The following is a 13,899-nucleotide window of genomic DNA, read 5'->3' on the forward strand; positions in this document are numbered from 1 at the left end:
GGGCCGCGGCGCTCGCGGGCGCGCTGCCCGCGCTGGGCGTCGACGGGGCCCGCCGGCTCGGGCTGGTCGAGACCGCCGGGGCCGGCGGGGACGACGCGGTGCGCGCGCGGGTGGACCTGCGCCCGTACGAGGCCGTCGACGGCGCCGGGACCGTCGACTGGTGGATCGCCTCCGACCTCGGGGAGCTCGCCACGGGCGGTGCCCTGCGCACCGACCACGTGCTCGGCGTCGGCGGCGCGTCCACGACGCTCGCGCAGGTCACGGTCCGCCCCCAGGTCGGGCGCACGCTCGACCTCGGCACGGGCTGCGGCATCCAGGCGCTGCACGCCTCCCGGCACAGCGCGGCGGTGGTCGGCACGGACATCTCCGGGCGGGCGCTGGCGTTCGCGCGGTTCAACGCCGCCCTCGCGGGTCTGGGCGACGCCGCCCTCGACCTGCGGCTCGGCTCGATGCTGGAGCCGGTCGCCGGCGAGCGGTTCGACCTCGTGGTCAGCAACCCGCCGTTCGTCATCACGCCGCGCGCCGCCGCCGACGTGCCGACCTACGAGTACCGCGACGGCGGCCGGACCGGCGACGCCATCGTGTCCGACCTCATCACCTCGGTCGGCGACGTCCTCGCGCCCGGCGGCGTCGCCCAGCTGCTCGGCAACTGGGAGGTCCGGCGCGGCGAGTCCTGGGACGAGCGCGTCGGGGCGTGGCTCGACGCGTCCGGGCTGGACGGCTGGGTGGTGCAGCGCGAGCTGCAGGACCCCGCGCAGTACGCCGAGACGTGGATCCGCGACGGCGGCACCACCCCCGAGCGGGACCCCGCCGCGTGGCGCGCCCGGTACGCGGCGTGGCTCGCGGACTTCGCGTCCCGCGACGTCGAGGGCATCGGGTTCGGCGTCGTCACGCTGCGCCGCCCCGAGGCCGACGGCCCGCGGCTGCGGCGGCTCGAGGAGGTCACCGGCACGGTCCGGCAGCCCCTCGGCCCGGCGATCGGCGCGAGCCTCGCCGCCCAGGACTGGCTGCGGGCGCGCGACGACGCGGCGCTCGCCGCAGAGCGGCTGGTCGTCGCCGAGGACGTCACCGAGGAGCGGTACCTGCGCCCCGGCGGGACCGACCCGCAGGTCGTGCTGCTGCGGCAGGGCGGCGGGCTCGGCCGGACGGTGCAGGTCGGGACCGCCCTGGGCGGTCTCGTGGGCGCGTGCGACGGCGAGCTGACGGTCGGCCAGATCGTGGGCGCGCTGGGGGCGCTGCTGGACGTCGGTGCGGACGCCGTCGCCGCGGACGTGCTCCCGGAGGTCCGGGGCCTGGTCCGGGACGGGCTGCTGCTGCCGTCCTGAGCCCCGTGGGGGGTGGCGTTGAGTGGTCGCGGCGCCCACCTGGGTGCTCGTGCTGGCTGCTACGTTCCCGGGTCAGGAGCGATCAGGCGCTCCGACCGACGAGGGTGGCCGTACCGGACAGGCGACAAGACGGCCTCGTTGGAGGTAGTCATGCCGGAGCACGGGCACGACGAGCAGCCGGACCACGTCCACGCGGACGACGACCACGGCGGACGCGGGTACACGCACTCCCACGGGCCCGGGGGTCGCCCCCACACCCACGGTCCCGGCGGGCACTCGCACAGCGACGCCTTCGCGCAGAAGGAGGGGCGCTGGGCGCAGGAGGCCGAGGAGCGGATCTCGCTGTTCCGGCACGACGAGGAGATCCAGCGCGGGCTGGCCTACGGGCTCCAGGGCTCGCCGACCCTCGTGGACCGGAACATCCCGACGTTCTCGCGGGGCGAGCTGCCGCACTTCGCCGGTGAGCGCGGGACGTTCCTGAACTCCCCGTACCTGGAGGACGTGAACGCGGTCGAGGACGCCGAGGTGGCCGTGTTCGGCGCCCCGCTGGACTCCGGTGCCACCTACCGGCCGGGCGCGCGGTTCGGTCCGCAGGGCATCCGCCGGTCCACCAACCTGTTCGGGACGTACTGCTACGAGCTCGGCGTGGACCTGCGCGAGCAGCTGAACATGGTCGACATCGGCGACGTGTTCACCATCCCCGGCAACCTGGAGAAGTCGTTCGACCAGATCAGCCAGGCGATGGCGCACGTCTACTCGCGGGGTGTGTTCCCCGTCATCCTCGGCGGCGACCACTCGATCGGCTACCCGACGATCCGCGGGATGGCGCCGTACGTCGACGGCAACATCGGCATCATCCACTTCGACCGGCACGTCGACACGCAGGAGACGGACCTCGACGAGCGGATGCACACCACGCCGTGGTTCCACGCGACGAACCTGAAGAACGCCCCCGCGACGAACCTCGTGCAGATCGGCATCGGCGGCTGGCAGTCGCCGCGCGCCGGCGTGCAGGTCGGGCGTGAGCGGGGCACGACGATCATGACCGTCGGCGACGTCGAGCGCGTGGGCATCGAGAAGATCGCGGAGACGGCCCTGGAGATCGCGTGGAAGGGCGCGAAGGCCGTGTACCTGTCGTTCGACATCGACGTGATCGACGCCGGGTTCGTGCCCGGGACGGGCTGGCCGGAGCCGGGAGGGCTGCTGCCCCGGGAGGCCCTGAACCTCATCCGGATGATCTCGCAGCCCGGCCTTGCCGGGCTGGAGGTCGTCGAGTGCGCGCCGCCGTACGACTGGGCGGAGCAGACCGCCCTGCTCAGCTCCCGGGTCATCCTCGACTCGCTGGCGGTCCTGGTGCGCGAGGGGCACCTCGGCCGCAAGGCCTCCACCACGGGGCGGCACGCCTGGGGGCCCCAGCCGGTCTAGCCGCCGTCCGCGCGATCCGCGCGGACGTCCGGGCGACGCGGTGCCGGTGGGGCGATCCCCTGCCAGCACCGCGTCGGTCCGTGCGTCCGGCACGCGGTGTGCCGCCGCCACACCCGCTCGCGCTCGTCGTGCGTCGTCCGCCGCCGAGCCGGACCAGGAGCCCAGGTCTGCCATGACGTCCCCCACCCGCGAGGCCGTCGCGCGTCCCGACGGCGTCGGTGCGCTGCTCCGGCGGCGCGCCCGCGCGCTGCGCTGGTCCGCCGTGCTGGTGGTGCTGCTGGCCGCGAGCGTCGTGGTGGCGGTGGGGACCGGGCCGGTGCCCGTGCCGGGGCACGAAGTCCTGGAGGTCCTGCTCGCGGCCCTCTCGGGCCGGGAGCCGGTCGGCGTCGGCACCGCGGAGGCCGCCATCGTCCGGGACGTGCGGGCACCGCGCGTGCTGCTCGGTGCGGTGGTGGGCGGCGGGCTGGCCGTGTGCGGGGCGGTGCTGCAGGCGATGGTCCGCAACCTGCTGGCGGACCCGTACGTGCTCGGCATCTCCGGCGGAGCCTCGACCGGGGCGGCGGCCGCGCTGCTGTTCGGCTTCGGCTCGGCCTGGGGCGCCGGCGCGCTCCCGGTGTCGGCGTTCCTGGGGGCGTGCGCGGCCTCGGCCCTGGTCTTCCTGGTCGCGCGGTCGGCGGGTCGTCTCACGTCGGTGCGCCTGCTGCTGGCGGGGGTGGCGGTCGGCTACGCCCTGTCCGCCGCGACCAGCTTCATGATCGTCGCCTCCGACTCCGCCGAGGGGTCCCGCTCGGTGATGTTCTGGCTGCTCGGGTCCCTGGGTCTGGCGCGGTGGGACGCCGTCCTCGGCGCGGCGGTCGCGGGCGTCGTGCTCGCGCTGGTCGTGCTGCTCGTGCTCGCCCCGCGGCTCGACGCGCTCGCGAGCGGCGACGACACCGCTCTCTCGCTCGGGGTGGCCCCGGAGCGCACGCGGCTGCTGCTGCTCGCCCTGGTCTCCCTGACGACCGGGGTGCTCGTCGCCGCGGCGGGGGCGATCGGCTTCGTCGGTCTGGTCGTCCCGCACCTGGCCCGGCGGCTCGTCGGCTCGGTGCACCGGCAGGTGCTCCCGGTCGCCGCGCTGCTCGGTGCGGTGCTCCTGGTCTGGGCAGACGTCCTGGCGCGGACCGCGATGGCCCCGCGCGAGCTGCCCATCGGCATCATCACGGCGCTCGCCGGGGCGCCCTTCCTGCTGCTCCTGGTGCGGCGCATGCACGCGCAGCACTCCTGACCGTCCGAGGAGGACGTCATGCTCCGTCGTACCGCCACCGCGCTCCTCGCGGTGCCCCTGGTCCTGGTCGGCTGCGCCCCGGCCGCGACCGGTCCGGACGCCGAGGTGCCGGTGGCCCCGGTGACCGTGACGAACTGCGGGCAGGACGTGGTGTTCCCGTCGGTGCCCGAGCGGGTCGTCCTGCTCGAGTCCGCCCCGGTCACCGTCCTGGACGCGCTCGGCGTGCTCGACCGCGTCGTCGCCCGCGCCGGGACCTTCCCCGACGTCTACTACGACGACGCCCTGAACGAGCGGCTCGCCGCGATCCCGATGCTGTCGGAGGACATCGACGCCTCCGGGCACCTCATGCTGTCGTCCGAGGTCGTCGTGGCCCAGCGTCCGGACCTGGTGCTGGGACTGCCGGACGGCGTGACCCGGGAGGGCCTGGCCGACGTCGGCGCCCGGGCGCTCGTCCAGCCGACCTACTGCGGCGAGGGCGTCGGCCCGACGACGTTCGACTCCCTGTACGACCAGCTGCGCACCTACGGCGAGGTCTTCGAGCGGCAGGAGGAGGCGGCGACGGCGGTCGACGCCCTGGCGGCGCGGGTGCACGCGGTCGAGTCCGCCGGGGTGGGGCAGGACCGGACGGCGGCCGTGCTCTACCCGTCGGTCGGCGGCGGCGCGCTGTACGCCTACGGCACCGCCTCGATGGCCCACCCGCAGCTCGCGGCGGCGGGGTTCGCGAACGTGTTCGGCGACGTCCCCGAGCGCGTGTTCGAGGTCGGCGTCGAGGACCTGATCGCGCGGGACCCCGACGTGCTGGTCCTGCTCACCCAGGTCGACGACGAGACGGGCGTCCTGGACGAGGTCCGGACGCTGCCCGGAGCCGAGGCGCTGAGCGCGCTGCGGACCGGCAGCACGCTGGTGCAGTGGTTCAACTTCACCGAGCCGCCGTCGCCGCTGGTGGTCGACGGCCTGGAGCGGATCGTCGCGCGCTTCGGCGCCGACGCGTCGTGATCGAGGCGCACCACCTGCACCACGCCTACGGTCGGCGGCCGGTGCTGCGCGGGGTCGACCTGCGGGCGGGCCAGGGGGAGGTCGTCGGTCTGGTCGGGCCGAACGGCAGCGGCAAGAGCACCCTCGTGCGGGCGCTGTACGGGGCGATCACCCCGGACCGGGGCAGCGTGGTGCTGGACGGCGTCCCGCTGGGCGCGCTGCGGCGGCGGGAGGTCGCCCGGCGCGTGGCGGTCGTCGTCCAGGACGCGGCGCAGGAGCTCCCGCTGAGCGTGGCGGACGTCGTCGAGCTCGGGACGCTGCCGCACCGCCGTCCGGGCCGCGCCCGGGACGACCGCGTCGTGGCGCAGGCGCTGCGCCGGGTCGGGGTGGACCACCTCGCGGACCGGATGGTCGGGGCGCTGTCCGGGGGCGAGCGGCAGCGTGTCCTGGTCGCCCGGGCGCTGGCGCAGCAGACCTCGCACCTGCTGCTGGACGAGCCGACGAACCACCTGGACATCCGGTACCAGCACGAGGTGCTGGCGCTCGTGCGCGACCTGGGCCTGACCACGGTCGTGGTGCTGCACGACCTCAACCTCGCCGCGCGGTACTGCGACCGGCTGGTGCTGCTCCGCGAGGGGCGCGTGCACGCGGCGGGGCCGGTGGCCGACGTGCTGGCCGTGGTGCCGGACGTCTACGGCCTGCGGGCGCAGCGGGTCGACGCGGACGACGGGACGCGCCAGCTGCTGTTCCGGCGGGGCGACGCACGGACGGAGCCGCACGGTGCGGCTCCGGGGAGCACGGAGGGACCGGGATGACGAGGCACGAGGACGGGACGGTCCAGGACGCGCTCGACGCCTACTGGTCGGCGCGCGCGGTGGACTACGACGCCCACCAGGTGCGGCGGGAGGGCGAGGCGCGCGTGCGGGAGGCGTGGCGGGAGGTCTGGGAGCGGGCGCTGCCCCCGGGGCCCTGCCGGGTGCTGGACGTCGGGACGGGCGCGGGCGGCGTCGCGCACCTGCTCGCCGAGCTGGGGCACGAGGTGGTCGGCGTCGACCACGCGGAGGGCATGCTGGAGCGGGCGCGGTCGAGGCGACCGGCCCGGGGGACCCCGCCCACGTTCCTGCACGCCGACGCGGTGGACCCGGGGCTGGCCGCGGGCTCGTTCGACGCGGTCACCGCCCGCCACGTGCTGTGGACGCTCCGCGAGCCCGACCGGGCGCTGGCGGGCTGGCGCCGGCTGCTGCGTCCCGGGGGCGTCGTGGTCGCCGTGGACGCGCTCTGGTACCCGGAGGGGCTCCGTCCGGTGCACGAGGCGGCATCCGGGCCGCTCGACGCGCCCATGCTGTCCACCTACTCCGACCGGGTGCTGGCGGAGCTGCCGCTGGCGCAGGCCGCGGGGGTGGCGGAGTACGCCGCCCTGCTGGTGCGGGCGGGGTTCGTCGACGTGACGACGGAGCCCCTGACGCGGCTGCACGACCTCGACCGCGAGCTCGGCGTCGCCCCCGGGCACCGGCTGCGCCAGCAGCACCGGATCCGGGGCACGGTGCCCGCGGCGTGACCGGCATCGTCCGCACAGGTGGGGCACAGGGGGGTGCTAAGGGTGGTCCAGTTCGGCTTCCTACGGTCTGACCAGGCGCGACGCGACGTCGCCTGGACCGTGAGGAAGAGACCGGATGCTGAGGCTGTGGAGGCGCACCCGACCGTGGGTGCGGGTGGTGGCCGTGGTGCTGCTCGTCGGGGTGGCCGGGACGGGGGTGTACTGGTTCGGCTTCCGTGATCAGCGGGCCCAGGCCGCGACCCCCGCCGAGCAGACCCAGGCGGTGGCGGCGAGCCTGACGACGATCGAGCAGTCCGTGTCGGCGTCCGGCACGCTGACCCCGACCGTGCAGCAGGACGTGAGCTTCGCGGTCAGCGGCACCGTGACCTCGGTGGACGTCGCCGCGGGCGACACGGTGACGGCCGGGCAGCGGCTCGCGACGGTCGACACCCTGACCTTGGACGCCGCGCTGCTGCAGGCGAAGGCCGACTTCGCGAGCGCGCAGGCGTCGCTGTCGAACGCCCAGGACGACGCCGACGGCAGCACCGCCTCGGACGCGCAGGTCGCGGCCGCCGCCGCGCAGGTCGAGGTCGCGCAGTCCGCGGTGGACGACGCCGAGGCCGACGTCGCCGGCGCCACTCTCGTGTCGCCGGTGGCCGGGCTGCTCACCACCGTGGACCTGGAGGTCGGCGACGTGGTCAGCGGCTCGGGCTCGTCCGGGTCCTCGTCCGGCTCGTCCGGCACCGGGTCCGCCACCGGCGGCGCGATGTCGGGCGCGACCGGATCGACCGGCTCGACGACCACCGCCAGCAGCGCGCAGTTCACCGTCATCGGCACCGACGCCTGGCAGGTGAGCGTCACCGTCGGCGAGTCCGACGTCGCGCTGCTCACCGTCGGCGACCAGGTCGAGATGACCTCGGACAGCCGCACGGACACGCTCTACGGCACCGTCTCCGAGATCGGGCTGCTGTCCAGCAGCACCGGCGGCGTGGCCGCGTACCCCGTCGTCGTCGACGTGACGGGCAGCCCCGAGGACCTGCACGACGGCGAGTCGGTCGACGTCTCGATCATCTACGAGCGCCGCACCGACGTGCTGACCGTGCCGAGCGCCGCGGTGACCACCGTGGACGGCCGGTCCGTCGTCACGCAGGAGGGTGCGGACGGCGAGCAGACGACCACGGTGGTCACCACCGGTGCGACGTCGGGGAACCTGGTGGAGATCACCGACGGCCTGGCCGAGGGCGACGAGGTGCTGGTCACCACGTTCAGCCCGCGGACCTCGGGCTCCGAGGACGGCTCCACCGGCGGGACGGGCCAGCAGGGCGGGCAGATGCCGGACTTCGGGAGCGGCGAGATGCCCGACTTCTCGCAGCTGCCGGGTGGCGGCTCCGGGTTCCCGGGCGGCGGCAATGGCTGAGCTCGTCCTGGACCGGTCCGTGCCCGGCACCCCCGGCACCGACGCGACCCCCGTCATCGAGCTCGTCGGCGCCCGCAAGACGTACCGCACGGGCAGCCTCGAGTTCGAGGCCCTGCGGGGCGTGGACCTGGCGATCGGCACCGGCGAGTACGTCGCGATCATGGGGCCGTCCGGCTCCGGCAAGTCGACGCTCATGAACATCGTCGGCTGCCTGGACGTCCTGACCCACGGCGAGTACCGCCTGGCCGGCGAGGACGTCGGGGAGCTCGACGAGGAGGAGCTCGCCGACGTCCGCAACCGGCGGCTCGGCTTCGTGTTCCAGCAGTTCCACCTGCTGCCGTCGCTGCCCGCGTGGCGCAACGTCGAGCTGCCGCTCGTCTACGGGCGGGTCCCGGCGGCCGAGCGCCGGGAGCGCGCGGTCGCCGCGCTGGAGCGCGTCGGCCTCGGCGGCAAGCTCGACAACCGCCCGGGCGAGCTGTCCGGCGGCCAGCAGCAGCGGGTCGCCGTGGCCCGCGCCCTGGTGGGTGAGCCCGCGCTGATCCTCGCCGACGAGCCCACGGGCAACCTCGACTCCCGGTCGACCGAGGACGTCCTCGCGCTGCTGGACGAGCTGCACGCCCAGGGCCGCACGATCGTGCTGATCACCCACGAGCTCGAGGTCGCCGAGCACGCCCGGCGGATCGTCTTCGTCCGGGACGGCCTCCTCCAGTCCGACGAGGTGAACCCCCGATGACCTGGTCCGAGACGCTGCGCACCGGCTGGGCCGCTGTGCGCGGGCACAAGCTGCGCTCGATGCTGACGGTCCTCGGCATCCTCATCGGGATCGCCGCGGTGATCCTCACCGTCGGACTCGGCCTGGGGACGCAGAAGGACGTCAGCCAGCAGATCAGCGCGCTGGGCTCCAACCTGCTGATCGTCACGCCGGGCTCCTCGACGGACTCCGACGGCGTGCGCGGCGGCTTCGGCACCGCGGCGACGCTCACCCGCTCCGACGCCGAGGCGCTGGCGTCCTCGGTGAACGCCCCGGACATCGGCGCGGTCGCGCCGGAGAAGGAGTCGTCGCTGTCCGTCGAGGCCAACGACACCAACTGGACGACCACCGTCGTGGGCACCACCGTCGACTGGTTGGACGTGCGGTCCCGCTCCGTCGCCTCCGGGGAGTTCTTCTCCGAGGAGGACGACGCCGCGGGAGCCACCGTCGCCGTCATCGGCGCGACCACCGCCACCGAGCTGTTCGGCACCACGAACGTCGTCGGGCAGCAGGTCACGATCGCGGACACCCCGTTCACGATCGTCGGCGTGCTCGCCACCGCCGGTGCCAGCACCGACGCCGACCTGGACGACACGGTCGTGATCCCGCTGACCACCGCCGCCGACACCGTCTCCGGCGGGCTGGACCGCAGCTCCGTGTCCACCATCTACGTGCAGGCCGCCTCGGCCGACCAGCTGTCCGCCGCGTACCAGGAGGCGAACCAGCTGCTGCTCAACCTGCACGACATCACCGACGCCGACAGCGCCGACTTCACCATCGCGAGCCAGGACTCCCTGGTCAGCACCGCGACGTCCGTCTACCGGACCCTGACCGTGCTGCTCACCGGCATCGCCGGGCTGTCGCTGCTCGTCGGCGGCATCGGCGTCATGAACATCATGCTGGTGTCCGTCACCGAGCGGACCCGGGAGATCGGTCTGCGCAAGGCCCTCGGCGCCCCGCCGTGGGCGATCCGCCGGCAGTTCCTCGTAGAGGCCGCCGTCCTCGGCCTCGCGGGGGGCGTGCTCGGCGCGGCCCTCGGCATCGTCGCGGCGCTCGTCCTGCCCGGCCTGCTCGACACGTCGATCGTCGTGTCCGGCGCCGCCGTCGGCGGGTCCGTCGCCATCGCCCTGGCCATCGGCCTGGTCTTCGGGGTCTACCCCGCCACGCGGGCCGCCCGGCTCGCCCCCATCGACGCCCTGCGGTCCGAGTGACCGTCGTCGCCGCCCCGCGCCCGTCCCACCCGAGGAGAACCATGTCCCGCTCCCGCACCCGCCTGCTGGCGGCCCCCGCCTCCGCGGCGCTGCTCGTCCTGCTCGCCGCCTGCTCCGGCGGCTCCACCGCCGCGACCACGACCGACGAGCCCGTCGCCGACGCGAGCGCCGCGCCCGCGGGGCAGGACGGCGGCGGCCGGGCGCCCGGGGTCACCGGCGAGATCGCCGCCGTGTCCGACCTGCTCGCGCAGGTGCAGGGCGACGATGGCCAGACCGCCGTCACCTGGGACGACAGCACCGCGATCACCCAGACCGTCGCGGGCACGCTCGCGGACGTCACCGCCGGGGTGTGCGTCACGGCCGCCTCGGGTGAGGACGGCGCCGCGGCGACGTCCGTGGCGGTCAGCCCGGCCACCGACGGCGAGTGCGCGGGCGGGTTCGGCGGCGGCCCCGGCGGTGGGGCGGGTGACGGAGCGGGTGGCGAGCGCCCCGAGGGCCTGCCCGACGGCGCGCCCACCGACATGCCTGAGGGCGAGATGCCGGAGATGCCGGACGGCGAGATGCCGGACGGTGCCCCCACCGACCTGCCGGAGGGCGGCGGGTTCGGGTCGTTCACCGCGGGCCTCGTCACCGCCGTCGACGCCAGCACGATCACCGTGGAGTCCGCCGACGGCACCACGGCCACGCTCACCGTGGACGACGCCACCACGTACACCGTCACGGTCAGCGCGGACGCCACCGCCATCACCGTCGGCCGGTGCGTCACCGCGCAGGGCGAGGCCGACTCCTCCGGCCAGGTCGCCGCGACCAGCCTCGTGCTGTCCGACGCCACCGACGCCGGCTGCTCGACCGGGTTCGGCGGCGGCTTCGGCGGCGGGCCGCGCGGCGGCACGACCGAGGGCGAGGACGCCGATGCGTGACAGCCTCCGCCGCACCGGCTCCCCGAAGGCGCGCGCCCGTCGGACCGCCCGGCGACGCCGCCTCGTCATCGGCGGCGTCGCGGGCGTGCTCGCGCTCAGCCTGGTCGGCGGCGGGGTGGCGCTCGCCGTGACCGCGTCGACCGGCAGCGGCTACCGCACCACCACCGCCGAGCCCGGCACCGTCGCCCAGACCATCGACACCACCGGCACGGTCGCGTCCGCGACGCGCACCGACCGGTCGTTCTCCGTCGCCGGGACCGTCGCGACCGTCGACGTCGCGGTGGGCGACACGGTCACCCCGGGCCAGGTCCTCGCCACGATGGACACCGCGTCGCTCGAGGACGCCGTCGAGGCGGCCGAGCAGGCGCTCGCCGACGCCGAGCAGCAGCTCCAGGACGACATCGACTCCCAGACGTCGACGACGAGCAGCACGACGACCAGCGGCGCGACCGGGACGACCGGCGGAGCCGCGACCGCCACCGACGGCGCCGCACCGACCACGGGCGGCAGCGGCACAGACACCGGCTCCGGCACGGGCACGGACACCGGTGGCACCGGCGGTGCCGGGACGGGCGCGGGTGCGGCGGACCCGGCGGTGACGGCGGCGGTGGCCGCGGTGGCGTCGGCACAGCAAGCGCTGCTCACCCAGTACGAGGCCGCGCTGACCGCGCTCGCCACGTCGACCGCCGCGACGGCCACCGCGCAGGAGGCGTGCGCGGCGGCGCTGGACGACACGGGCGAGGACACGACGACCGAGCCCACCACGGACCCGGCGACCGAGCCCGGCGCGGAGCCGACGGACGACGCGGGGACGGATGCCGAAGCCGCCGCCGTCGTCACGGGCGCGTCCGTGGTCACGGCGTCGAGCACGGCCGACGACCTCACCGCCTGCCAGGACGCCGTCACGGCCGTCCTGACCGCGCAGACCGCGACCGACGAGGCGCAGACCGCCCTGATGGCCCTGGTCACCGACCTCGACGCCGCGGTGACGGCGGTGCAGCAGGCGCTGACGGCCGCCGCGCAGCAGGCGGGCAGCACCGGCACCGGTGCGAGCGCAGGCACCACCGACACCACCGGCACCGCCCCCGACGCGTCCGCGACCGGCACGAGCGCCGACGCCGGGTCGGGCGCGGTGCCCGCCGCCGACGCCGCAGGCTCCGACGGCACCTCATCCTCCGGGAGTACCTCGTCCTCCGGCGCCGCCATGGGCTCCGGCGGGGCGTCCGGCGCCTCGGCCGTCGCCACGGCGGCCGACCTCCTCGCGGACCAGGCGGTCATCGACCAGGCCACGGCGGAGGTCGCGCTCGCGCAGAGCAAGCTCGACCTGGTGTCCCTGACCTCCCCGGTCGCGGGCACGGTCGCGGCGGTGAGCATCGCGGCGGGCGATGACGTGGAGGCGTCCTCGACGTCGGCCGTGATCACGGTCATCGGCGACGACGGCTGGACGGTCTCGACGACCGTCCCGCTCAGCCAGGTGGACCTGGTGGCGACCGGGCAGTCCGTCGACGTCACCGTCGCGACCCTGGACGACGACGTCACCGGGACGGTCACCGGCATCGGCCTGCTGAACGCGTCCACGACGTCGTCCACACCGACCTACACCGTCGACATCGCCCTCGACGTCGACGCGGCGGCGACGCTGTTCAACGGGTCGTCGGCGCAGGTCGCCATCGCGGTCGCGGCGTCGGACGAGACGCTGACGGTCCCGTCCTCGGCGGTGCACCTCGACGGCTCGACCGCGACGGTCCAGGTGCTGCGCGGCGGTGAGGTCGAGGCCGTGGAGGTCGAGCGCGGGGCCGTCGGCTCCGAGCTCACCGAGATCGTCTCCGGGCTGTCGGAGGGCGACGAGGTCGTGCTCGCCGACCTCTCCCAGGCCATGACGTCGGACGACGAGTCGACCAGCACCGGTCTGTCCGGGCTGGGAAGCTCCGGGAACGACACCTCCGAGCAGTCCGGTGGCGGCATGATGATGCCCGGCGGCGGGGGCTTCGGCGGTGGTCAGGCCCCCGGCGCCCCTCCGGGGAGCTGAGCGTCCCCGCCCACGGTCGGCGCCCGGCCCGGTCCGCACCCCCTGCGCGGCCCGGACCGGGCGCCTTCGTGCGCCGCGCTGGGTAGGTGCTGGTGCGGTCGCCGGAGGGACGGCGCGGCGTGCCACGATCGATCTGCCCCGCGAGCTGATCGTCGGGGACGACGAAGACCCGAGACCCGTCCGGACGGTCGTGGCGCTCGGGTCGACGCATGCCGATCACGTGGCGATCACCCCGAGGAGGCCGACGATGTCCGCGCACCGGGTCGTGGTGGGAGCAGGTCGGTCCTGGTATCGTGAGTCTCCTAGCTCCCCACCGTCCTCCGGGACTGGTGGGGCTTTTTCTTGCCTGGCCCGGCGTGGGTGACCTGCGGGCGGTGGTCGTCGTCGACTACCAGAACGTCCACCTGACCGGTCACCACCTGTTCGACTCGACCCGGCACCTGCCGAAGCACGAGACGCTCGTCGACCCGCTGCTCTTCGGTGCCGCGCTCATCCAGGCCCGCAACGCCGCGCAGCGCCCCGGGATGGCCCACGCCGTGCTGCACAAGGTGCTCGTGTACCGCGGGCTCCCCGCGCCGTCGCAGGATCCCGACGGCTACGCCCGCAACCTCGCGCAGCGGGCGCACTGGGAGCGGGACCCCCGGGTCGAGGTCACGCTGCGTCCGCTGAAGTACGAGTACGCGCGCGCGGCCGACGGTCGCCCCGCGGCGGATGCCACCGGGCGCAGGGCGGTCGTGAGCGTGCAGGAGAAGGGCGTCGACGTCCTGTGCGCGCTCGCGCTCGTCCGGGAGTCGCAGGAGCCCGGGACGGATCTGGTCGTCCTCGCCTCGTCCGACAGCGACCTGGCTCCCGCGCTCGACGAGGTGCGTCGCCTGGGTGGCGCGAAGGTGGAGACGTGCTGCTGGTACGACCGGGAGCAGGGTCGCGGGTACCAGCTCCACCCCACCGACCGGTCCCGACCTGTGTGGAACACGCGTCTGGACGAGGAGGCGTTCCGGTCCGCCCGGGACCGGACACGGTACTGAGTCGCGGGGCTCGCGGCCCC

12 protein-coding genes and 1 riboswitch are annotated in these 13,899 nt (G+C 75.3%); all 12 genes read left to right on the top strand.

Translation table 11 applies throughout. The annotated features are described in order from the left end of the window. Positions 1-1,325 (top strand): methyltransferase (locus EBM89_RS10695; protein WP_122149423.1); only part of this gene is annotated, 1,325 nt, incomplete at its 5' end. Between the two features lie 71 nt (positions 1,326-1,396). Then, positions 1,397-1,464, top strand: a riboswitch (guanidine-III (ykkC-III) riboswitch). A gap of 11 nt (positions 1,465-1,475) precedes the next feature. Beyond that, positions 1,476-2,750, top strand: coding sequence for an agmatinase family protein (locus EBM89_RS10700; RefSeq protein ID WP_122149424.1), 1,275 nt, complete (start codon positions 1,476-1,478; stop codon positions 2,748-2,750). A gap of 172 nt (positions 2,751-2,922) precedes the next feature. Next, positions 2,923-4,014, top strand: a complete 1,092-nt coding sequence (locus EBM89_RS10705; RefSeq protein ID WP_122149425.1) for a FecCD family ABC transporter permease — start codon at positions 2,923-2,925, stop codon at positions 4,012-4,014. Positions 4,015-4,032: 18 nt separating this feature from the next. After that, a complete protein-coding gene (locus EBM89_RS10710) occupies positions 4,033-5,010 on the top strand; it encodes an ABC transporter substrate-binding protein (protein ID WP_122149426.1) in 978 nt (325 codons plus the stop codon). Continuing rightward, the gene (locus EBM89_RS10715; protein ID WP_122149427.1) at positions 5,007-5,804 is read left to right on the top strand and encodes an ABC transporter ATP-binding protein; all 798 of its coding nucleotides are present in this window, start codon (positions 5,007-5,009) and stop codon (positions 5,802-5,804) included. Before EBM89_RS10710 ends, EBM89_RS10715 begins: the two co-directional genes overlap by 4 nt. Beyond that, entirely contained in the window at positions 5,801-6,547 is a 747-nt protein-coding gene (locus EBM89_RS21235; protein WP_158609639.1) for a class I SAM-dependent methyltransferase, read from the top strand. The genes EBM89_RS10715 and EBM89_RS21235 overlap by 4 nt, the downstream gene beginning before the upstream one ends. A gap of 115 nt (positions 6,548-6,662) precedes the next feature. Continuing rightward, positions 6,663-7,943, top strand: coding sequence for an efflux RND transporter periplasmic adaptor subunit (locus EBM89_RS10725; RefSeq protein ID WP_122149428.1), 1,281 nt, complete (start codon positions 6,663-6,665; stop codon positions 7,941-7,943). Continuing rightward, positions 7,936-8,676: an ABC transporter ATP-binding protein gene (locus tag EBM89_RS10730; RefSeq protein WP_122149429.1), complete on the top strand. Its 741-nt coding sequence runs from the start codon at positions 7,936-7,938 to the stop codon at positions 8,674-8,676. Before EBM89_RS10725 ends, EBM89_RS10730 begins: the two co-directional genes overlap by 8 nt. Continuing rightward, a complete protein-coding gene (locus tag EBM89_RS10735) occupies positions 8,673-9,905 on the top strand; it encodes an ABC transporter permease (RefSeq protein WP_122149430.1) in 1,233 nt (410 codons plus the stop codon). Before EBM89_RS10730 ends, EBM89_RS10735 begins: the two co-directional genes overlap by 4 nt. Positions 9,906-9,946: 41 nt before the next feature. Further along, positions 9,947-10,825 carry a hypothetical protein gene (locus tag EBM89_RS10740; RefSeq protein WP_122149431.1) on the top strand — a complete coding sequence of 293 codons (879 nt, stop codon included), beginning with the start codon at positions 9,947-9,949 and terminating at the stop codon, positions 10,823-10,825. Beyond that, on the top strand, positions 10,818-12,854 hold the full coding sequence (locus EBM89_RS10745; protein ID WP_122149432.1) for an RND family efflux transporter: 2,037 nt from the start codon (positions 10,818-10,820) through the stop codon (positions 12,852-12,854). Before EBM89_RS10740 ends, EBM89_RS10745 begins: the two co-directional genes overlap by 8 nt. A gap of 356 nt (positions 12,855-13,210) precedes the next feature. After that, complete coding sequence (locus EBM89_RS10750; RefSeq protein WP_158609640.1) at positions 13,211-13,879, top strand: PIN domain-containing protein; 669 nt, start codon at positions 13,211-13,213, stop codon at positions 13,877-13,879. The last annotated feature ends 20 nt before the right edge of the window (positions 13,880-13,899 follow it).

The organism is Cellulomonas triticagri (genome assembly GCF_003696205.1).
Lineage (GTDB): Bacteria > Actinomycetota > Actinomycetes > Actinomycetales > Cellulomonadaceae > Cellulomonas > Cellulomonas triticagri.